The sequence below is a fragment of the Bradyrhizobium sp. SZCCHNS3016 genome, assembly GCF_032484535.1.
Lineage (GTDB): Bacteria > Pseudomonadota > Alphaproteobacteria > Rhizobiales > Xanthobacteraceae > Bradyrhizobium.
This window is the reverse complement of sequence record NZ_JAUETE010000001.1, coordinates 79,301-100,190: the sequence shown is the minus strand read 5'-3', so window position 1 is coordinate 100,190 and position 20,890 is coordinate 79,301. Positions and strand designations below refer to the sequence as shown.

Sequence of the window (20,890 nt, the reverse complement as noted above, 5' to 3'; positions counted from 1 at the left end):
CACCGCTTCCCGGCACGCGCGGAGTGTCCTCCTCACCGGATTGCATCTTCGATGCAATCCGGCCTCTACCCGCGAGTGGGAAGAGGCGAGGAAACCGCTGCTCACGCCGCCTTCGACACCTCCATCAGCAGGCGCTCGGCGCGGGCGTCCTCGATGCGGTTGACGAGCTTGCCGCTCTCGTGGCGGTCACGCAGGGTCTTGGTCAGGGTGACGCAAGTCTGCACCAGCATGACGATGCCCATCGTCAGATAGCCCTTCATCCAGAGATCGATCGGCATGAAGAACACACCGAGGGCGACGAGGAAAGCGGAGGCGGCGAACGAGGCGTAGGAGAAGGTGATGAAGGCGCTGCTGTGGGGCTGGGTGTTCTGGTTCATGGTCGGCTCCTATGATGACAATCAGGTTGGCTGGTGCGTTTCGATCGGTGGTGACGAATTTCAGTTGGCCGGTGCAGTACGGCCGGCTTTCAGCCGCGCCAGCACGTCGTCGGCAGTGGTCTTGATGCGCGGGCCAAAGCCCTGCTCGGCGAGCTTCTCGGCCGTGGTGATCGGCCCCGTCGCGGCATCGAGCTCCATCAGCGCCTCGTCGGCGGCCTGCGCCTCGATCTGCCGCTCCCGCAGCCGTTTCAGCGTCGCCTCGGCCTCGGGCAGCGTGCACTCGTAAGGACGCGCCGCCTCGATGCCGCCGCGGCGCAGATTGCGCACGGCCTCGGAGGCCCGCGCAATCCGCCGGCCGCGATCAAGCTCGGCAATGCGCGCCTCGGCGTTGGCGACATGCTTCTTCAGCCTGGTGATCTCGGACGCGAACAGCGCCCGCGCCGTCCTGGCAGCGTCACGCTCGGCCTCGAGGCCAGCGATCGCCTGCGCCGCCTCGCGGGCCAGATCCTCGCGGCCGCCGTCGAGCGCTGCGGTGGCGCGCACCTCGAGATCGGTGATCCGCACCAGGGTCGCCTCGAGCCGCTTGCCCTCCTGCTGGTCCTGCGCGATGGCCAGCGCCAGCGCGCGCTTGCTGCGATCGACGGCGGCAGCGGCGTCACGCAGCTGCTGATCCAGGATCACCAGTGCGGTACGGTCCTGCAGCTCCTCCTCCGCGACGGCCACGGTTCCCCGAAACAGCGTCAGAACGGTCTTGAACATTGTGAACTCCCTGTTATGAGCATTGCTCATAGAGTTTCTTCTAACGCAATCATGAGCGTCGCTCAAGGAATATTTTGAGCGTCGCTCAATATTTTGGTTAACAATGTCCAAGACACTGGAAAGACGTGCAAAACAGCGCGAAGCCCTGATCGAAGCCGCCGAGCGGATGATCCGCACGCGGGGTCTCGTCGGTCTGAAGACGCGCGATCTCGCCCAAGAGATCGGCGTCGCCAATGGCGCGGTCTACAATCTCGTCGCCGATGTCGACGAGCTGGTGCTGATGGTTGGATCACGCACCCTGGCGCGGCTCGACGCGGAATTGTCGGCGGCCGAAAGCGCCGGGCCGCCGGGCCCAGAGGCTGCGCTGGTGCGCATCGCGATCGCCTATTGCGACTTCGCCGCCCACAATCTCGAGCTCTGGCGCGCGCTGTTCGAGCATCGCATGGCGCCCGAGAAGCCGCTGCCCGACTGGGCCATCGCCGACCAGATGCACCTGTTCCGTCACATCCACCAGCCGCTGGCGGCGTTGTTTCCGCAGCGCTCGTTCGACGACATCAGCGTCACCGCGCGCAGCCTGTTCTCGGCGGTCCACGGCATGGTCGCGCTCGGGCTGGAGCAGAAGCTGATCGCCGTTCCGCTCGCCGCCCTCCGCCAGCAGATCGCGACCATGGTGCAGGCGATGGTGACGGGACTGGCGGCGGAGGAGACGACCGGCCGGTGACGCGCAGCTTGGCGTCGCGCGCAGCGTCATCGGACGCCTGACGCCAACGATCAAACACGACTGCTTCACGGCATTTCTCTCCTGCCTGCTGTGATAGCTAGTTGCTGCCCCGGCGGCGCGGCTCCCGCCTTGTTCAGCCGGAATTGACGGCGAGAACAAACAACCGCCCCATTGCTTCGCAGTATCATGCCGACGTTCGGACTTGTTCCAGACAACATGTCTGGAACTGCCGATCCACCAACGCTCGATGACGAGTGTTAGTTCGTGTGACATGCGCAGATCTCGGCGCATGGCCACGCTCATCCGGCCGGCAGAGCCTGCAGCGTATGGCCGCCGCGCGATCAGGAAAAAGCGCCAACGAGTCCAGGACGCGCGAGCCAAGGGGGAAATCGTGAGACATTTGCGTGCGCCCAACGACGACCACGATCCGCCATTCTCGTCCGGTTACGACGATGGCCGGCGTACGTTGTATGAACAATCGTGGCGCGACGAGCACGACCGGCCCTCGCCTGCGGAATTTGCGTCCCGTTTCGGCGTGCAGGAGGTTTCCCCGCCGCCACGGGAGCGACGATTCCTCGGCGCGTTGAGCATACTGGGGCTCGTGGCTGTCGCCGCAGGCGTGGCCGGCTTTGCAGCGACGAAACTTCCGACGCGGTGGACCGCTGCGCTCTCCGCCAACGGCCGTGCGGAGGTTGCAACCACGGCAACGGTGCCGTCACCGCCGGCCCGAGCCGCGCAGACCGTTGCACCGGTCCAAGATGCTCTCCCAACTGGAGCGATTTCGAGCGCCGTCCCCGTCGTCGCGCCGGATCAGAGCCCGCCGCTGAGGGAGGAGGACCGCGTGCCGAAGTTCGATACGCGGATGGCCAATGCCGCGTCGGCGCAGCCGACCAGCGCGCGGCCCCCGGTCCAGGGCGTGACGGAAACCGAAATCAGCTTCGGAATGGCGGCGCCGTTCTCGGGTCCGGCCAGGGAGATGGGCCATCAGCTCAAGCTCGGCATCGACCTCGCCTTCGCGCAGGCCAACGAGGAAGGCGGCGTGCATGGCCGGCAGCTCAAGCTCTACACGGCCGATGATGCCTATGAGCCGACGCGGACGCTGAACGCGATGAAGGAGCTCTACGAGCAGCACAAGGTGTTCGGCTTCGTCGAGAACTACGGCAGTCCGACGGCCCTGATCTCGGTGCCGTACGCGCTCGAGCATCATGCGCTCTATTTCGGCGCCTTCACCGGCGCTCCTTCGCTCCGCCACGATCCGCCGGACCGCTACGTCTTCAACTACCGTGCCGGCTACGCCGAGGAAGCCCATGCGCTCGTGAACTATCTCGTCAAGAGCCGCAAGCTGCGTCCGCAGGAGATCGGAGTTCTCACCCAGCAGGATGCCTACGGCGACGCGGGGTGGGAGGGTGTCAGCAAGGCGATGCACGGGCTGCGCGGCGGCGTGGGCGACGCCTTCCGCATGAGCTACAACCGCAATACCGTCAATGTCGACGAGGCCATCGCGCAACTGCGGCGGCAGAAGCATGCGATCAAGGCGGTGGTGCTGGTCGCCACCTTTCGCGCCGCGGCCAAGTTCATCGAGAAGACCCGCGACCTCTATCCCGACATGATCTACGCGACGATCTCGGGCGTCGGCAGCACCGGCCTCGCCAGTGAGCTGATGGTGCTCGGCCCGCGCTATGCGGACGGCATCATCTGCACCCAGGTCACGCCGGCGGTCGACGGCTACGCGTCCGTCACCCTGAACTACAAGAAGGCGCTCGACAGATATTTCCCGGGAGAGCCGGCGGACTACTCGTCCCTGGAAGCCTATCTCACCGCCAACATCCTGATCGAAGGACTGCGTCGCGCCGGTCCCGCTGTCGACACCGAGTCGCTGGTCGATGTCCTCGAATCGATGCTGAATTACGAGCTGGGCGTTGGATCAAAGGTGAGCTTCGGCCCGTCCGACCATCAGGCGCTGCACAAGGTCTGGGGCACGCAGCTCGACAAGACCGGCCAGTATCACGCAATAGATCTCGAATAGGCTGAATGGCCTGGGCTCGCCGCTCCGTGCAGCGTGCGTGAGCGGGTTGCTTTCATCGGCGGTTTCGGCCATATCGATCGCATGATCAAGACTGAGACCTTGCACGCTAACACGTGGTGGCGCTCCATCTAGGAGCGGCACGGCCTCGTCATTCATTCGCCCGTCGCCGCCGTTCATCGGCCTGCGACGCGGTTCTTGTCATCAACAGCATCGAAGCGCTCGATCGAGCGGCGGTTCTCACTTTTGGAGAACCACGATGCCTCTCTCAATGCCAGAACGTCCCGTCATCCTGACCGGCGACAGGACCACCGGCCCCCTGCACCTCGGCCACTATGTCGGCTCGCTGCAGAACCGCGTCGCGCTGCAATCGACGCATCGGCAATTCCTGCTGCTGGCCGATGCCCAGGCGCTGACGGACAACGCCCACGATCCGGGCAAGGTGAGCCGAAACATCCTGGAGATCGCGACCGACTATCTCGCCGTCGGCATCGACCCGGAGATGACGACCATCTGCCTGCAATCGCACCTGCCGGCGCTGGCCGATCTCACGCTGCTCTACATGAACTTCGTCACGGTGGCGCGGCTCGAGCGCAACCCGACCATCAAGGACGAGATCCAGGCACGCGGCTTCGGCCGCGATATACCGGCCGGCTTCCTGTGCTATCCCGTCGCGCAGGCCGCGGACATCACCGCCTTCAGGGCGACCATCGTGCCGGTCGGCGAGGACCAGGCGCCGCTGATCGAGCAGACCAACGAGATCGTCCGCCGCATCAACCGCCAAGCGGGCACGGAGGTGCTCCCCGAGGCACGCGCGCTGATCCCGAGCGTCGGACGCCTGCCTGGCGTGGACGGCAAGGCCAAGATGAGCAAATCACAGGGCAACACGATTCCACTCTCCGCCACCGCGGACCAGATTCGCGATGCCGTCCGCCGCATGTTCACAGACCCCAGCCACGTCAGGGCCGCGGACCCCGGTCGCGTCGAAGGCAATGTGGTTTTCATCTATCTCGACGCGTTCGACGACGATCATGCGGCGGTCGCGGACCTGAAGGCGCGCTACGTCCGCGGCGGCCTCGGCGACAGCGTCGTGAAGCAGCGACTTGATGACGTGCTGCAGGCCGTGGTCGCGCCGATCCGCGACCGGCGGGCGGCGTTTGCGCGTGATCCCGACCATATTCTCGAGATCGTCAGGCACGGCACCGAACTGGCGCGCACCGTCACCGATGCGACCTTGCGCGACGTCCGCGAGGCGCTGGGTCTGTGCGCGCTGCATTAGCGGTGCGATGCTAATGCTCAATAACATGAATTAACTAATTTCGCTCCGCAGCGTCACTGGAACATGAAACGGCTGTGCGTGTCCCGTCGAAAAAGACGCTATGCTGTCAAGCGGCCGCGAAAGGCGCTATGCTGCGTTCGCGCCTGCGCAACTGTGATGCCGAGATCCGGCTTCGAAGTATTCAGCACTCGCGTTTCACCCGGAGAACACATGGCGAAGCGACCCATCGTAAAGCCGCCGGCGGCCGCAAAGCCGCAGCCAAAGAAGCAGGCTTTCGATCCGGCGGTGTTCCTGAAGACCGAAGGCCCAGGCCGAACGATCGGGAAATATCGAAAGGACCAGCAGATCTTTTCCCAGGGCGGCCTCGCCGATGTGCTGTTCTATATCATCACGGGCACGGTCAAGATCGTCGTCCATTCCGAGCAGGGCAAGGAGGCGGTCATCGCGCTGCTCGGTAAGGACGATTTTTTCGGCGAGGGCTGCCTGGCCGGCCAGTCTCACCGGCTGTCGACAGCGTCGGCCATCACCGACAGCGAAATCCTGCGGATCACCAAATCGGCTGCGCTGAGCGCCCTGCGTGAGCAGCCGGCGTTTTCCGAGATCTTCGTTTCGCACATCCTCGCCCGCACGATCCGCGTCGAGGCCGATCTCATCGATCAGCTGTTCAATTCGAGCGAAAAGCGCCTTGCGCGGGCGCTACTGCTGCTGGCCAATTTCGGCAATGACGGCAAGCCGCAGCGGGTCATCGCGAAGGTCAGCCAGGAGATGCTGGCCGACATGATCGGCACCACCCGCTCGCGGGTCAGTCACTTCATGAACAAGTTCCGCAAGCTGGGCTTCATCGACTACAACGGTCACCTCGTGATCCACAGCTCCCTGCTGAATGTGGTTCTGCACGATCAGCCGCATATCGCAGGCGTGAAGTCGGTTGAAGGCAAAGCTCCCCTCAAGAGCCTATGACCGAGTATCTCGAGATCGAGCTGGGCCGCCCTGCTCGATCCACGCCACCGCTAAATCAATGCTGGCTGCGCACCGCCGTCGTGGGCGGCTGGAGAAATGCATCGAACCGCTGCTTGACGATGGCGTAGCATTCGCACGAGGCTTTCTCGAGGCCGGGCCGGTCGAGCACCTGAATGGTGCCGCGACGATAGCTGATCAGGCCGGCCGCCTGCATGGATTGCGCGGCAAGCGTCACCGACTTGCGATTGGCCCCGAGGATCTGCGACAGGAATTCATGCGTGTACGGAAGCACCGCCCCTTCTGCCCGGTCGTGCATCATCAGCAGCCATCGGCAGATGCGCTCTTCGGTCGAATGCATGGCATTGCAGGCCACCGTCTGCTGAACCTGGGACAGCAGCGTCTCCGAGTAGCTGACGAGAAGATTGCGCACATGTTCGCTGGAGTCGAACTCACGCTGCAGCAGCTCGATCGGACACCGGACGGTATGCCCTTCGAGTTGAACGATGCAACGATTGAAGGAGGCCCGGCTGTACATGGCGGCGAAGAGGCCGAAGGCGCCCTCGCGACCGATATTGGCCGTCTCGATGGCGTCGCCGTTCTCCAGCACGGTCAACAGCGACAGCACCGATCCTCTCGGGAAATAGGCATGCCTGAGATGGCCGCCGGCCTCGCAGACCACGGCGCCGAGCTTGAAATCAACGGGCTCGAGGTGCGACTCGATACGGCTGCGGCTGTCCGGCGCCAGGGCATCAAGCAGCTGATTGCTCCGCAGATCGCGATCGGTTTGCGCCTTGATCATTCCAAAACCGACAATCGGCGATGATGAGGGACGGAGGCAACGGCGCAGAGGCGGCTATCCGCGCCGTCCCTCCCCCACTTCTTGGGCGCTCTCGACCGGCAAGTCTGAGCAAAATTGCTCACGAGTTCCCGCACGCAACGCTTCCCCGCCGCACCGCAACAATGGCCCTGCTCGCTCGTCGCGCATCCGGCGATTTCACTAACTCAGATCGTCCGTTTCCGCGTTGGGATTTCCGGCCGCCCGATCGGTCCAGAAGGCGGCCATCCGCTGGCAATGCGCCTGCACGTCCGGATCGACGGCATCGCGCGCAAGTTGCGTGAAATCCGCCGCCAGACGCAGGCATTCACGGATAAAATTGAGGTCGTTGACGGATTCGGACAGGACACACCCCTTCGATGGGATCCATCTGTCACACGCCCCACGGCTCGCTGTCGGTGGGCCACACCACCGAGCGGAAAGAATTGCCGCCGAATGAGCGGATCTGGCCGACGCGCCAACGGCCTGCCGCCTGGCTCGCATAGGGCGGTCTCCGGTGATGAGGGTGCTGCCCCGCCCACTGAAAGGCTGGCATGAGCACGCCTCTCGCCACGGCATCAGTGCCCGCTCTCCGTGGAAGGTCCTCTGGATGAGCGCGCGGGGGGCACAGCGAGCGTCAGGTGCTACTGCCCGCGCCGGGGAGCCATTCTCCTCGATTCGGCTCCCGACGAATTGCGCTGCGGCAAACTGGACCCATGTTCGCTTTTGCTCAGACTCCGACCGGTGAACGGCAACAGAATAATCTCATAATATCAAATTGTAAGGAAGAGAGCAGCGGGGAATTTGTAGTCGGAGTGCGTCCTGTTTTGGAGAATCCGCGTGTTGAGACATCAGAGCCAAGATACCGCTTTTCCGATCTTTCTCGAGCGCGCGGGCGTCCGGAACGACATACGCAGCTACAGGCTCATCCAACAATCTGTGCTCGCCGAATTCAGTCGGGCTGCATTGCAGACCCGCGATACCAACAGCGTCCTTCAGCGCGCCGCCGCGCTCTGCGCCAAGGGCCTCAATGCACCGTTCACGATGGCGATGGAATTCGTGGCGGATGGCAAGAGACTGCTGGTCCGCGCGGGTTACGGATGGCCGAGCCCGGTCGAGCAATCATCGTTCGTCGTGGACAGTGCCTCGCCTGCTGGCCGCGCCTTCCAGACGGGTCAAGCCATCATCACCGGTCGCCCCCCCCCGGATGGTCGCTTCGAGATACCGGGGCTTCCAGTAGACCGCGGCATCAAGACGTCGATCAGCGTCCGGATCGATCGCGGCGGACAAGGCGGCGGCTATTTCGGCGTGCTCCAGGTCGACAGTCCGGCCCCCCGCCGCTTCGACGAGGCGGACGCTGCCTTCCTCACTGAATTCGCCGACATCGTCGGGATTGCAATCGAGCGCCTGCATGAGGAGACGCGGCTCCGGGAAGCCTTGGACCATCAAGCCATGCTGACGCGCGAAATGGGCCACCGCGTCAAGAACAGCCTCGCATCCGTCGTGGCCATGCTCCGCGTCCAGTCGTTCGGGTCGCATTCGGCTGAAGCCAAGCGCGCCCTCGAAGACGCAGGATCGCGCGTGGCGGCCATTGCCCAGGTTCATGATCATCTCTCGCGGGCCTCGCAGATCGGCTTGATCGACGTCGACGTCTTCCTCAATGACTTCTGCAGCCGGCTGCAACGGGTCGCGGGAACGAATGTGCTGCGCTGCGACTCCGACCCGATACGGCTTTCGGCCGATCATGCCGTTCCTCTCGGCCTGCTGATCAATGAGCTGGTCAGCAACGCCGTGAAACATGCCTACCCCGGCCGGGACGGGACGATCGACATCTCCGCCCGTGACATCGACGGCTGGCTGCACCTCAGCGTGTCCGATCATGGTGTCGGTCTGCCGGCCGGTTTCGACATCGATCAACCGCGCGCGAGCCTGGGGTTCCGGATGATCAAGGGGATGGTCGAGCAGCTCCGCGGCCGCCTCTCCGTCAGCGCCAACCAGTCAACCGGCACGCGTGTCCTGGTCGAACTGCCGATGCTCCCCCGCAATGAAGGGATTGCCCCGGCGACAGCACTCGTCGCCGCAGAGCGACCGGTGCTGGAGAAGACCCGGTGATCCCTTGGGCGATCATAAATTGCCAGCACGGCCGATGACGTGATCCTCGATGCGCCGCTGACAAGGCCGGCCGCTTCCTCGAACGGCAGCTCTTTGTCAATGCTCCTCGTCCACGTGCCGCTGGTGGCGACGAGCGCGCTACACGCTTCATGGTGAGACCACACCGCCAATCCGAACATGCGCGAGCCCGGCGGCATTTACCGGGCGGAAACCGTTGCTGGCGTTCAATGCGAGCATGGCACAGTTGCGCATGGAAGTTCGCGATTCGACCGGCACCATCCTGCCGGGCTATGGCGACGCATTCTTCGACCTCAGGCTCCCCGGCGATCACCGCCGCGTGGCGCGGACCCTGCTCCAGATCATTCGCGGCGACGATGTCCGCTCACCGGTGCACAGCGTCCACTTCTTCCGGGGCGCTTCCGAGATCGGCTGCTGGTCGGTCGACGACGAGCGCGCGGAGATGAGCTTCGTGGACCAGTTCGCGCACACGCCGCCGGCCGCGGCGTAACAGCTTCCCCGACGAGCTCAAGGCACGCGGCATCGGCCTCACGCGATCCGCGGGTGCGCGGTCTGGTGCCAGGTCCAGGCCGAGCGGATGATCGTGCCGTCATAGTCGGTGCCGAAAATCGCGAAGTCCGGCACATGGCCGAGGATCGCCGTCAGCGCCCGCGGGATCAGGTGCGTCTCGGGATCGCGCAGCTCACCGATCAGGCCTGACGCGTCGGCACCGCCGGCGTTGAAGTGCGGCGATGGCCGGTGGACAGATTGTCGTAGCAGATCGGCACGTAGCCCGCTCCGGCGACAGCCTTGCAGCAATGAGCCCCGATGTAGCCGGCGCCGCCGGCAACCAGGATCGCTCCCTTGTGACCCATGCATGAAAGCCTTCTGATCAGCAAACGGCTGGATCGAGTCGCGGATGAGAAATGTGACCCAGCGGGGCGACCGCTGCAACCGGGCAGCGCGCGCCGGCCGGCGTCACCGACGACCGCTTGGCGGCAGGCCGCTCCGCGCTCTTAACGCTCTCGCACCCGGCCGGTCGTCCGATTGCGGTCAGGTGACGCCGAATAGCTGATGTCACGCGATGACAGCACGACATCTAGCCGTGAACAGACCTCGTACCGGGCCGCGCCGCTGATTCGGACGCGGTTCGTTCAAGCCACGTTCTGAACGTTAACGTGAGCGCGCACGACGTCGCATTCTGGGACATCATGCGCAGGCTGGCCGTGGCAGCGAGTCCAGCGCTGATGTCGTTGGCGCGATCCCGGCGCGGCGATCGCGGGCTGTGCCTGTGCTCAACCTGCTGGCCTGTTAGCTGGTTCATCACGGTCCGATCGCCCGCGGGTTCCGTTCGGCGCGCAGATGTCCATGCCCCGCGACGCATGGCTCACGACCCAGAGTCCAGGTGGCACGCGGCGCAGAATGGGGTACGAGTCGTCGGACTGATCAGCGTCGGCCGATGCAGGAGGCGTCCCTTGAGTGAAACACCGAGCAACGTCAACGCGGCGGCGCGCGCTGCAGCGACGCCACCGCCCTCGTCCGCCGCGGCGCCCGGGCTCTCGGCGCGTCTCGGCATTCCGCTGCTTGCGGTGATCGCAGCGCTCGCCTTCGTGGCGCTCGCGACCACGCGCTGGAACGCCTGGACCGGCAACGCAACGACCCAGTCGACCAACGACGCCTATGTGCGCGCCGACCTGACGCAACTCTCGAGCCGCGTGGCCGGCGAGGTGACGAAGGTTGCGGTCAGCGATTTCCAGCAGGTCAAGGCCGGCGACCTGCTGGTCCAGATCGATCCGGCCGACTACGAGGCACAGGTGTCGCAGGCCGAGGCCAATGTCGAGGCGGCACAGGCGGCGCTCGACAACCTCAGCAATCAGGTCGAGCTGCAATACGCAACCATCGCCCAGGCCGAAGCGCAGCAGGTCTCGGCCGGCGCGGCCGAGGTGCAGGCCAGGCAGGAAGAAGAGCGCCAGCAGTCGCTGTCGCAGAGCGAGGCAGGTACCAAGCAGCGGCTGGAACAGGCAACGGCCGCCTATGCCAAGGCGCAGGCCGACGTGCGCGCGAGCCGCGCGGTGATCGCCGCGCAGCGTCATCAGCTCGAGGTGCTCACCGGCACCAAGAAGCAGCGCGGCGCCGATCTCGCCGGCGCCAAGGCCGCGCTCGCCGCCGCGCGGCTCAAGCTCGGCTACACCAGGATCACCGCGCCATTCGACGGCGTCGTCGGACAGCGCCAGGTGCAGGTCGGCGATTACGTCAATATCGGCAGCAGCCTGATCGCGGTGGTGCCGCTGCCGCACGTCTTCGTCATCGCCAACTACAAGGAAACGCAGCTCACCCATGTCGCGCCCGGCCAGCCGGTCGAGATCACCGTGGATTCGTTCCCGGCCCAGAGGCTGCATGGCCGCGTCGAGCGGATCGCGCCGGTCTCCGGCTCGCAATTCGCGCTGCTGCCGCCCGACAATGCCACCGGCAACTTCACCAAGGTCGTGCAGCGCATTCCGGTCCGCATCGCCCTCGACGGCGACCAGCCGCTGCTCGCGCGGCTGCTGCCGGGCATGTCGGTCGTGACCCACATCCGCACCACCGGCCAGGCCGATGGCGCCAAGTGAGACCGATCGCGGACCGCTGTCGCGCGGCGGCCAGGCGGCGCATCCGCTGTTTGCCGTCGGCGCCGTCCTGCTCGGCTCGTTCCTGGCGAATTTCGACAGCCGGCTGACCTCGGTCGGCCTGCCCGATCTGCGCGGCGCGTTCTCGCTCGGTTTTGACGAGGGCGCCTGGCTGTCCACCGCGGCGATCGGCTCGCAGATCGTCATCGCGCCGGCCGTGGCGTGGCTCGCGACCGTGTTCGGTCTGCGCCGTGTGCTGGGTATTCCCAGCCTGATCTATGCGGTGCTGTCCCTGATCATCCCGTTCGTGCGCGACTATCCGACCTTGATCGCGCTCGCGATCCTGCACGGCATGCTGCTCGGCACCTTCGTGCCGGCCACGCTCATGATCATCTTCCGCAACCTGCCGATCCGCTGGTGGCTGCCGGCGATCTCGATCTATGCGATCCGGGTCGGCTTCGCGCTGGATACCTCGACCTCGCTGGTCGGCTTCTATGTCGAGCATCTCGGCTGGCAGTGGCTGTACTGGCAGGGCGTCGTGCTGGCGCCGCTGATGGCGCTGATGGTCTATCTCGGCACCCCGGCCGAGCCCGTCAACCGCGCGCTGCTCGAGAACGCCGACTGGGGCGGGATGCTGTTGCTCGGCAGCGCCGTGGCGATGATCTATGCCGGTCTCGACCAGGGCAACCGACTCGACTGGCTGCAATCGGGCACGGTCATGGCGCTGCTGTGCGGCGGCGCCGCGCTGTTCGTCCTGTTCCTCGTCAACGAGGCGCTCGCCCCGCAGCCATGGGCGCATTTCAACGTGCTGTTCTCGCGCAACATCGGGCTGTCGCTGGTCGTGATCCTGCTCTACACGCTGACCAGCCTCTCGAATGCGTCGCTGGTGCCGAACTTCCTCGTCACCATCACGCAGTTGCGGCCGGAGCAGAGCGGCTCGCTGCTGTTGTTCTACGGCGCGCTGCCGATGGTCGTGCTGGTGCCGCTGTCGATCGTGCTGCTTCGCCATCTCGATCCCCGCATCGTCGTCGTGCTCGGTCTCAGCGCCTTCGCCGCGGCCAATCTGCTCGGCACCCAGATCACCCACGCCTGGGCGCGCGAGGATTTCATCGTCATCGTCGTGCTGCAGTCGATCGGGCAGGCCCTGACCTTGCTGCCGATCATCATCCTCGCGCTGTCGAATTCCGATCCGGCCCGCGCGACGTCCTTTGCGGCATATATCCAGGTGATGCGACTCGGCGGCGCCGAAATCGGCGTCGCCCTGATGGGAACGTGGCTGCGGGTGCGCGAGCAGGTGCATTCGGCCTATCTCGGCCTCAACATCCGGAGCGGCGATCTCGACGTCGCACGCGCATTGCAACGGTTGACCGGCTATTTCGCCGCGCATGGCGGCGGCCAGGCCAAGGCCCGCGCCGTCGGGACCTTGGCCGCGCAGGTGCAGCGCGAGGCCAACGTGCTCGCTTATCTCGACGCGTTCTGGCTGTGCTTCTGGCTCGCGATCGCCGCGCTCCTGCTGGTCGCCCTGATCACGCGCGCGCCGCCCGGTCCGTTCTCGCCGGCCCCGATTGGGTTGAGAGCGGCGTGGACGCGACGATTCGGATCGTCGCCGACGTGAGAGCGACGACATTCTCCGACGCGGCACGGCTGCAACGTCACAACACACGCGCCTCGCGGCGGCGCCGAGGTTGCTTAACTTTCTGACGCCGGCACAGCAGCACGGCGCGTGCGCCGGAGCTGCATCTTGCATCTCAATTCAGCGTGGCACGAGATGTAGCCGTGAACAGACCTCGTACCGCGACTCGCCGCCGATTCGGACGCGGTTCGTTCCAGCCGCGTTCCGAACGTTAACGTCGCAAACCGCAGCGTCACACTCTGGGACATCGTGCCGCGAGAGCTGCGGCCGGTCATCTTAACCTTTCGCGACCAGGCTAGACGCGGCTGTCCATCGCAACGTCTGGATCTCGTAGGTCGCGGAAGCGCGCCGCGACATCTAGGCGTGAACAGACCCCGTACCGTGACGCGCAGCCGATTCGGACGTGGTTCGTTCCGAGCGCGTTCCGAACGTTAACGGCACGGCCAGCAGCGTCGCACTCTGGGACATTACGCGCGCGATGGTTGCGGAAGCGGGTCGAGCGGCCATTTCGGACGCTTGATCTTCCTGTAGGGCAACGTCGTGACATCGCGCGCGACCACGCCGGGCGCATCGACCATGATGATGTCGGCCGCGATCGGCGCAAATGCCGCGCGGAAATGCTGGGCGGATTTCACCACGACGAGCTTGCGCGTGGCAGGATCGCAGCCGAGCTGCGTGAAGAAGTCGGTGCCGAACGCCTGGCAGCGGAACGTCGTGATCACGACCTCGACGCCATTGCTCCCGATCAACGCGCAATCGCCGAGCTTGGCGGGCGTGCCGGCAAGGCCCGTCATCACCATGTTCTCCTTCAGCGCCTTGATCTCCCAGGTCGCATCGACCGGATCACCCGACAGCGGACCGATCTTGCCGCCGATCCGCAGCGGCAGCTTGGCGCCAACGCCGGCATCGAAGGCGATGCGCACCGCGATCGGGTCCCAGAGTGGACCGAGGCAGGCATTGCCGATGTTGCGGTCGAGCAGCCGGCGCAGGATGAACGTGGAATCGCCGGGCGCACCGCCGCCGGGATTGTCGCTGGCATCGCCGAGCACGATGGTGCCGTCTGTCGCCAATGCCTGGTCGAGGGCGGCATCGACGTCGGGCATGCGTTCGGTCACCGCCTCGCGCATGCCGATCAGTTCGTCCGCAAGGCGGCGGGCCAGCGCCTTCGCCCTGACACCATCCGGATCGACGGCGGCATCGCTATAGACCAGCACCTTGGTACCCATGTCAGGCGTGTCGCCCCAGCCGAAGCCGTGCACGATCGAGACCGACACGATGCCGTCCTTGCCTTCGAGCGCGGTGATGCGGTCGACGAAGCTGCGCACCGGCTCGCGCGTGGTGTGCAGGGTGACGATCATGTCGGTGTCGACAAGGGCCTTCTGCAGCTTCAGCCGCTTCTCAGCAATATCGGTGCAATGTTTCACCAGATCCTGGGCCCGCTCGAGGATGTCGGTGTGCGGATATTCCTTCCAGCAGATCAGAAGATCGGCGCTTCTGACCATCAGCTCGCTCATATGAACGTGGGGGTCGAGCGTCGCGCCGATGACCACATCGGGCCCGACGATCTCGCGGATGCGCGCGAGCAGCTCACCCTCGCAATCATCATAGCCGTCGGCGATCATCGCGCCGTGCAGGCCGATCAACGCCATGTCGATCGGCAGTGCAGCCTTGAGATCGGCGAGGATCTGATCACGCAGGGTCTCGAACGCGGCGCGGGTGACCAGCCCGTTGGGCACGGCCGCGGCCACCAGCCCTTCGATCAGCGTCCAACCCTTGGACGGCCCGACCTGGCGCGCAGCCCATAGTGGCCCGCCATGCATCTGCATCTTGTCCGGGTGCTGGCCGGCCGGGAAGTAGGCGCGCTCATGGAAGGTCGCGAGCCCCGTGGGCATCGGCGCGAAGGTGTTGGTCTCGGTGGCAAGGGCGGCGGAGAAGACACGCATGGAGGGGAGGCTCTTGGTTCGCGCGAGGGACGAGGATGCGGCGCAGGGGACCGCATCGCGTCCATCAGCACAAGCCGGCAGGAAGGAAGAGCGCCCGTCGCCCAGCGCATGAGCGGCGTCAGACCGCCCTCTCAAACGCGACCGACTGATCCTCGATCGCCTTGATCGCGACCAGCGCGACCTGCGTCAGCCCCTCGCGGTCGGCGCCTGACGACGCCATCACGCTCATGCCGGTGATGACGGCCGAGACATAGCGGGCGAGCGCCGCAGGGTCGGCGGTGGCAGCCAGATCGCCTTCGCCCTTTGCGCGATCGAAACGCTGCCGGAGCTGCTCCTCGGTCTGCGCGCGGCGGGCCGCGAGCTCGAACGGCACATTGGCCGAGCCGGAGCCGCAGGCGAGACCGCCCTGCACCAGCAGGCAGCCGGGTGGATTGGACGGATCGGTCTGTTTCTCGGCGACGCCCATCAGCATCCGCGCGGTGACCTCGCGGGCGGTCGGCGCACTCAGCACCTCGTCCATCCAGGCCTCCCGTCGCGCCGTGTAGCGGTCGAGCGCGGCCCTGAGCAGGGCCTCCTTGCTGCCGAACGCGGCATAGAGGCTGGGCGGGTTGATGCCCATGGCGTCGGTGAGCTGGGCGATGGTGGCGCCCTCATAGCCATGGCGCCAAAACACCTCCATCGCCTGGTCCAGCGCGGTGTCGCGATCGAAAGTCCGGGGCCGTCCGATGCCCATGTGCAAAACTCCTGTTCCGTCTCCGCCCCGTCCGATTTCTTATCTAGTTGTTATTGAACGCGATTTCTTTGATCTGGCGCAGTCGCCGAAAGTCGGGCTACTATTTTCGTAGTATCCGTTACATAAGTCTCTTGCGAACCGGTTGCCAGCGCCACATTTGTAGCGAGCACTACAAAACTGGAGCGCGCCAATGCCTTCGCCCGAAATTCGTCCCTCCGGCCGCCTGAAGCGGTGGCTGAGCACCGTCGCCGCCGCTGGCTTGGTGATTGCCGCCGGATCCTATGCCGGCTCCCATTATTTCAACTTCAGTTCCGCGCCGAATGCAGCCCGCGCTGCGGCCCCCGAACAGGCCGTCGCCGTTACGGTTGCCGTGATCGAGCCGCGAAAGGCGAGCCTGTGGGACGAGTTCTCCGGCCGGCTCGAAGCCGTCGAGCGGGTCGAGATCCGGCCGCGGGTGGCCGGTGCCATTCTCGGCACCAATTTCACCGAGGGTTCGCTGGTCAAGGCTGGCGACGTCCTCTTCAAGATCGACCCGGCGCCCTACGCAGCCGAGGTCGACCGGGCGCAGGCGCAGCTGGAAGCGGCGCGCGCCCGCGCCGCTTTCGCTGCCAACGAACTGGAGCGCGGCGCGCAGCTGGTCGGCAATTCGATCGTGACCAAGCGCGATTACGACCAGCGCGACAACGGCAATCGCGAGGCGATCGCCAACGTCAAGGCCGCCGAGGCGACCTTGCAGACGGCCAAACTCAACCTCGACTACACACAGGTGCGGGCGCCGGTCGACGGCCGGGTTGGCCGGATCGAAGTCACCGTCGGCAACCTCGTCGCTGCCGGCTCGGCCTCGCCGGTGCTGACTTCGCTGGTGTCCGTCAATCCGATCTATGCGAGCTTCGACGCCACCGAAGAGCTGGTGTTGCGCGCATTGTCGGCGATCGCCGATGGCTCGGGCAAGCGCGGCAATCTCGACCGCATCCCCGTCGAGATGACGACCTCGGGCGGCATCACGGCATCCGGCCACATCCAGTTGATCGACAATCAAGTCAACGGGCAGAGCGGCACGATCCGCGTCCGCGCCGTGTTCAAGAACGAGGACGGCCGGCTGATCCCCGGCCAGTTCGCGCGCGTGCGCATGGGCCAGCCGCAGCAGCAATCGCTGGTGCTGCTCGACGAGCGCGTCATCGGCACCGACCAGGACAAGAAATTCGTGATGGTGGTCGGTGACGACGAGCGCGCTGTCTATCGCCCGGTCAGCCTCGGCGGCAGCGTCGACGGCCTGCGCATCATCTCCGCCGGTCTCAAGCCCGGCGAGCGCGTCGTCGTCAACGGCCTTCAGCGGGTGCGGCCGGGTGCGTTGTTGAAGACGCAGGTGGCCGCGATGGGCGCACGCGATGGGGCGGCGTCAGACAACAAGCAACTGGCGCAGCGCTGATCGTCATTGAGGCCCGGCTGTCCGCGACCACCACAACTGTCGTCCCCGCGAAAGCGGGGACCATAACCACCGGCCCTGCTTGTCGACCAAGGAAGATGACCCGCAGTCTTTTTCACCAATTGGCCGTCCGCGGTATGGGTCCCGGCGTTCGCCGGGACGACACCGGATGTGAGGCGGCAGCGAACCAAACAGGCCAAGCGAAATCCACACTACACGCTGACATCTCCCGACCACGGGGCCTCCCATGAACCTCTCCAAATTCTTCATCGACCGGCCGATCTTCGCAGGCGTGCTGTCGACGCTGATCTTCCTCGGCGGCTTGATCGCGCTGTTCTCCATGCCGATCTCCGAATACCCCGACGTCGTGCCGCCCTCCGTCGTGGTGCGCGCGACCTATCCCGGCGCCAATCCGAAGGTGATCGCCGAGACGGTGGCGACGCCCATCGAGGAGCAGATCAACGGCGTCGAGAACATGCTCTATATGAGCAGCCAGGCGACCACCGACGGCGCGATGACGCTCACGGTCACCTTCAAGCTCGGCACCGATCCGGACAAGGCCACGCAGTTGGTGCAGAACCGCGTGCAGCAGGCCGAGCCGCGGCTGCCCAACGTCGTGCGCCAGCTCGGCGTCATCACCAAGAAGAGCTCGCCCGACCTCACCATGGTCGTGCATCTGATCTCGCCGAACGGCCGCTACGATACGACGTACCTGCGCAACTACGCGGTGCTCAACGTCAAGGACCGGCTGGCGCGCATCGACGGCGTCGGCGACGTGCAGCTGTTCGGCGCCGGCGACTATTCGATGCGGGTCTGGGTCGATCCGCAGAAGGCGGCCGAGCACGGCCTGTCGGCGTCCGACATCGTCAAGGCGATCCAGGCGCAGAATGTCGAAGCCGCGGCCGGCGTGGTCGGCGCATCGCCCAGCGTCAAGGGGCTCGACCTGCAGCTCTCGGTCAATGCCGAGGGCCGGCTGTCGAACGAGGACCAGTTCGCCGACATCGTCGTGAAGACCGGCGCCCATGGCGAGATCACGCGGCTGCGCGACGTCGCGCGCATCGAGCTCGGCGCCTCGGAATATGGACTGCGCTCGCTGCTCGACAACAAGCAGGCGGTGGCGATCCCGATCTTCCAGGCACCCGGCTCCAACGCGCTGCAGATCTCGGACAACGTCCGCGCCACCATGGCCGAGATCAAGAAGACGATGCCGGAGGGCGTCGAGTATCACATCGTCTACGATCCGACCCAGTTCGTGCGATCCTCGATCGAGGCCGTCGTGCACACGCTGTTCGAGGCCATCGTGCTGGTCGTGATCGTGGTCATCCTGTTCCTGCAGACCTGGCGCGCCTCGATCATCCCGCTGCTGGCGGTGCCCGTCTCAATCGTCGGCACCTTCGCGGTGATGCACTTGTTCGGCTTCTCGATCAACGCGCTCAGCCTGTTCGGCCTGGTGCTCGCCATCGGCATCGTCGTCGACGACGCCATCGTCGTGGTCGAGAACGTCGAGCGCAACATCGAGAGCGGCCTGTCGCCACGCGACGCCACCTATCAGGCGATGCGCGAGGTGTCCGGACCGATCATCGCGATCGCGCTGGTGCTGGTCGCCGTGTTCGTGCCGCTCGCCTTCATCTCCGGCCTCACGGGACAGTTCTACAAGCAGTTCGCGCTGACGATCGCGATTTCGACCGTGATCTCCGCCGTCAACTCGCTGACCCTGTCGCCGGCGCTGTCGGCGCTGCTGCTCAAGGGCCACCACGAGCCGAAGGACCGCCTCACCCGCATCCTCGACAAGAGCCTCGGCTGGTTCTTCCGCGGCTTCAACCGTGCCTTCGTCCGCGCCTCCGACAATTACAGCGGCAGCGTGTCGAAGGTGATCACCGGCAAGGCCGCGGTGATGATCCTCTACGTCCTCCTGGTCGGCGCCACCGCCGTGCTGTTCAAGCAGGTGCCGGGCGGCTTCGTGCCCGGCCAGGACAAGCAGTATCTGGTCGGCTTCGCCCGACTGCCCGATGGCGCCACGCTCGACCGCTCCGAGGAGGTCATCCGCAAGATGAGCGACATCGCGCTGACCCAGCCCGGTGTCGAGAGCTCGGTCGCCTTCCCCGGCCTGTCGATCTCCGGCTTCACCAACTCCTCCAATGCCGGCATCGTGTTCTCGACCCTGAAGCCGTTCGACGAGCGCAAGGATCCATCCTTGTCGGGCGGTGCGCTGGCGATGGAGCTCAACAAGAAGTACGCCGGCATCCAGGATGCCTTCATCGCAATGTTCCCGCCGCCGCCGGTCAACGGCCTCGGCACGATCGGCGGCTTCAAGCTGCAGATCGAGGACCGCGCCGGGCTCGGCTATGAGGCGCTCAACGACGTCACCAAGGCGTTCATGGCGGGCCTGCAAAAGTCGCCGGAGATCGCCGGTGTGTTCTCGAGCTTCCAGGTCAACGTGCCGCAACTGTTCGCCGACATCGACCGCACCAAGGCGCTGCAGCTCGGCGTGCCCGTGACCGAGGTCTTCAACACGCTGCAGATCTACCTCGGCTCGTACTACGTGAACGACTTCAACAAGTTCGGCCGCACCTATTCGGTGCGCGTGCAGGCCGACGCGCCGTTCCGTGCCCGCGCCGACGACATCCGCCAGCTCAAGGTGCGCTCCGCCTCCGGCGACATGGTGCCGCTGTCGGCGCTGCTCAACGTGCGACAGAGCGCTGGTCCCGAACGCGCCATCCGCTACAACGGCTTCCTGTCGTCGGATATCAACGCGGCAGCGGCGCCCGGCTTCTCCTCGGGCCAGGCGCAGGCGGCGGCGGAGCGGGTCGCGGCCGAGGTGCTGCCGCCGGGCTTCGCCTTCGAATGGACCGACCTGACCTATCAGGAGTTCATCGCCGGCAATTCGGGCCTGTGGGTGTTTCCGCTCGCGATCCTGCTGGTGTTCCTGGTGCTGGCCGCGCTGTACGAGAGCCTCACCTTGCCGCTCGCGATCCTGATGATCGTGCCGATGGCGCTGCTGGCGGCGATGTTCGGTGTCTACCTCTCGAAGGGCGACAACAACATCTTCACCCAGATCGGCCTGATCGTGCTCGTCGGCCTCTCGGCCAAGAACGCGATCCTGATCGTCGAATTCGCGCGCGAGCTCGAATTCGCCGGGCGCACGCCGCTGCGCGCCGCGATCGAGGCCAGCCGGCTCCGGTTGCGCCCCATCCTGATGACGTCGATGGCCTTCATCATGGGCGTGCTGCCGCTGGTGCTATCGACCGGTGCAGGCTCGGAGATGCGGCGGGCGATGGGCGTCGCGGTGTTCTCCGGCATGATCGGCGTCACCGTGTTCGGCCTGTTCCTGACGCCCGTGTTCTACGTGCTGCTGCGGACGCTGACCGGCATGAAGCCGCTGACCCAGCACGGCGGCCACGGCACGGTGGCTGCGCAGCCTGCGGAGTAAACGGCATGTGAACAAGCATGATGTCGGACGCGGAGAAACGCAATCGTCTCTTGTTTCGTAGAGGCAAGTGACAGTCG

The 20,890-nt window shown here is 65.5% G+C and carries 15 protein-coding genes and 1 pseudogene; 10 read left to right on the top strand and 6 right to left on the bottom strand.

The features are described from left to right. Positions 1–101: 101 nt before the first annotated feature. Both QW881_RS00455 and QW881_RS00450 read right to left on the bottom strand, forming a co-directional pair. The gene (locus QW881_RS00455; RefSeq protein ID WP_315716622.1) at positions 102–377 is read right to left on the bottom strand and encodes a YiaA/YiaB family inner membrane protein; all 276 of its coding nucleotides are present in this window, start codon (positions 375–377) and stop codon (positions 102–104) included. A gap of 60 nt (positions 378–437) precedes the next feature. Beyond that, complete coding sequence (locus QW881_RS00450) at positions 438–1,136, bottom strand: PspA/IM30 family protein (protein ID WP_316158108.1); 699 nt, start codon at positions 1,134–1,136, stop codon at positions 438–440. Between the two features lie 103 nt (positions 1,137–1,239). On the opposite strand from QW881_RS00450, the gene QW881_RS00445 reads away from it, so the two are divergent. From QW881_RS00445 to QW881_RS00430, 4 genes are all read left to right on the top strand, one after another. Continuing rightward, positions 1,240–1,857 (top strand): TetR/AcrR family transcriptional regulator, encoded by a 618-nt coding sequence (locus QW881_RS00445; RefSeq protein ID WP_316158109.1) that lies wholly within the window; start codon positions 1,240–1,242, stop codon positions 1,855–1,857. A gap of 841 nt (positions 1,858–2,698) precedes the next feature. Next, entirely contained in the window at positions 2,699–3,883 is a 1,185-nt protein-coding gene (locus QW881_RS00440) for an ABC transporter substrate-binding protein (protein ID WP_316158110.1), read from the top strand. 268 nt (positions 3,884–4,151) lie between these two features. Continuing rightward, positions 4,152–5,159, top strand: a complete 1,008-nt coding sequence (gene trpS / locus QW881_RS00435) for a tryptophan--tRNA ligase (RefSeq protein WP_316158111.1) — start codon at positions 4,152–4,154, stop codon at positions 5,157–5,159. Between the two features lie 210 nt (positions 5,160–5,369). Continuing rightward, positions 5,370–6,119 carry a Crp/Fnr family transcriptional regulator gene (locus QW881_RS00430; RefSeq protein ID WP_316158126.1) on the top strand — a complete coding sequence of 250 codons (750 nt, stop codon included), beginning with the start codon at positions 5,370–5,372 and terminating at the stop codon, positions 6,117–6,119. A 55-nt stretch (positions 6,120–6,174) separates the two neighbouring features. Here QW881_RS00430 and QW881_RS00425 read toward each other — a convergent pair whose 3' ends face one another. After that, a complete protein-coding gene (locus QW881_RS00425) occupies positions 6,175–6,918 on the bottom strand; it encodes a Crp/Fnr family transcriptional regulator (RefSeq protein ID WP_316158112.1) in 744 nt (247 codons plus the stop codon). Positions 6,919–7,773: 855 nt separating this feature from the next. Here QW881_RS00425 and QW881_RS00420 point away from each other — a divergent pair. Beyond that, the gene (locus tag QW881_RS00420; protein WP_316158113.1) at positions 7,774–9,045 is read left to right on the top strand and encodes a sensor histidine kinase; all 1,272 of its coding nucleotides are present in this window, start codon (positions 7,774–7,776) and stop codon (positions 9,043–9,045) included. 250 nt (positions 9,046–9,295) lie between these two features. Then, the gene (locus QW881_RS00415; RefSeq protein WP_315779118.1) at positions 9,296–9,553 is read left to right on the top strand and encodes a hypothetical protein; all 258 of its coding nucleotides are present in this window, start codon (positions 9,296–9,298) and stop codon (positions 9,551–9,553) included. A gap of 83 nt (positions 9,554–9,636) precedes the next feature. On the opposite strand, the pseudogene QW881_RS00410 reads toward QW881_RS00415, so the two are convergent. Beyond that, positions 9,637–9,917: pseudogene (locus QW881_RS00410) on the bottom strand (NAD-dependent epimerase/dehydratase family protein); the annotation flags it as partial. A 600-nt stretch (positions 9,918–10,517) separates the two neighbouring features. Here QW881_RS00410 and QW881_RS00405 point away from each other — a divergent pair. Both QW881_RS00405 and QW881_RS00400 read left to right on the top strand, forming a co-directional pair. Continuing rightward, on the top strand, positions 10,518–11,651 hold the full coding sequence (locus QW881_RS00405; protein WP_316158114.1) for an HlyD family secretion protein: 1,134 nt from the start codon (positions 10,518–10,520) through the stop codon (positions 11,649–11,651). Then, positions 11,638–13,263, top strand: a complete 1,626-nt coding sequence (locus QW881_RS00400; protein WP_315759355.1) for an MFS transporter — start codon at positions 11,638–11,640, stop codon at positions 13,261–13,263. Before QW881_RS00405 ends, QW881_RS00400 begins: the two co-directional genes overlap by 14 nt. Positions 13,264–13,748: 485 nt before the next feature. Here the strand turns inward: QW881_RS00400 and QW881_RS00395 are convergent, their stop codons facing one another. Together QW881_RS00395 and QW881_RS00390 are read right to left on the bottom strand one after the other, a co-directional pair. Beyond that, a complete protein-coding gene (locus QW881_RS00395; RefSeq protein WP_315759356.1) occupies positions 13,749–15,224 on the bottom strand; it encodes a M81 family metallopeptidase in 1,476 nt (491 codons plus the stop codon). A 118-nt stretch (positions 15,225–15,342) separates the two neighbouring features. Then, positions 15,343–15,957, bottom strand: coding sequence for a TetR/AcrR family transcriptional regulator (locus QW881_RS00390; RefSeq protein ID WP_315759358.1), 615 nt, complete (start codon positions 15,955–15,957; stop codon positions 15,343–15,345). 190 nt (positions 15,958–16,147) lie between these two features. On the opposite strand from QW881_RS00390, the gene QW881_RS00385 reads away from it, so the two are divergent. Together QW881_RS00385 and QW881_RS00380 are read left to right on the top strand one after the other, a co-directional pair. Next, positions 16,148–17,386 carry an efflux RND transporter periplasmic adaptor subunit gene (locus tag QW881_RS00385; protein ID WP_315759359.1) on the top strand — a complete coding sequence of 413 codons (1,239 nt, stop codon included), beginning with the start codon at positions 16,148–16,150 and terminating at the stop codon, positions 17,384–17,386. Positions 17,387–17,630: 244 nt separating this feature from the next. Beyond that, positions 17,631–20,813 carry a multidrug efflux RND transporter permease subunit gene (locus QW881_RS00380; protein ID WP_315736501.1) on the top strand — a complete coding sequence of 1,061 codons (3,183 nt, stop codon included), beginning with the start codon at positions 17,631–17,633 and terminating at the stop codon, positions 20,811–20,813. Positions 20,814–20,890: the final 77 nt, after the last annotated feature.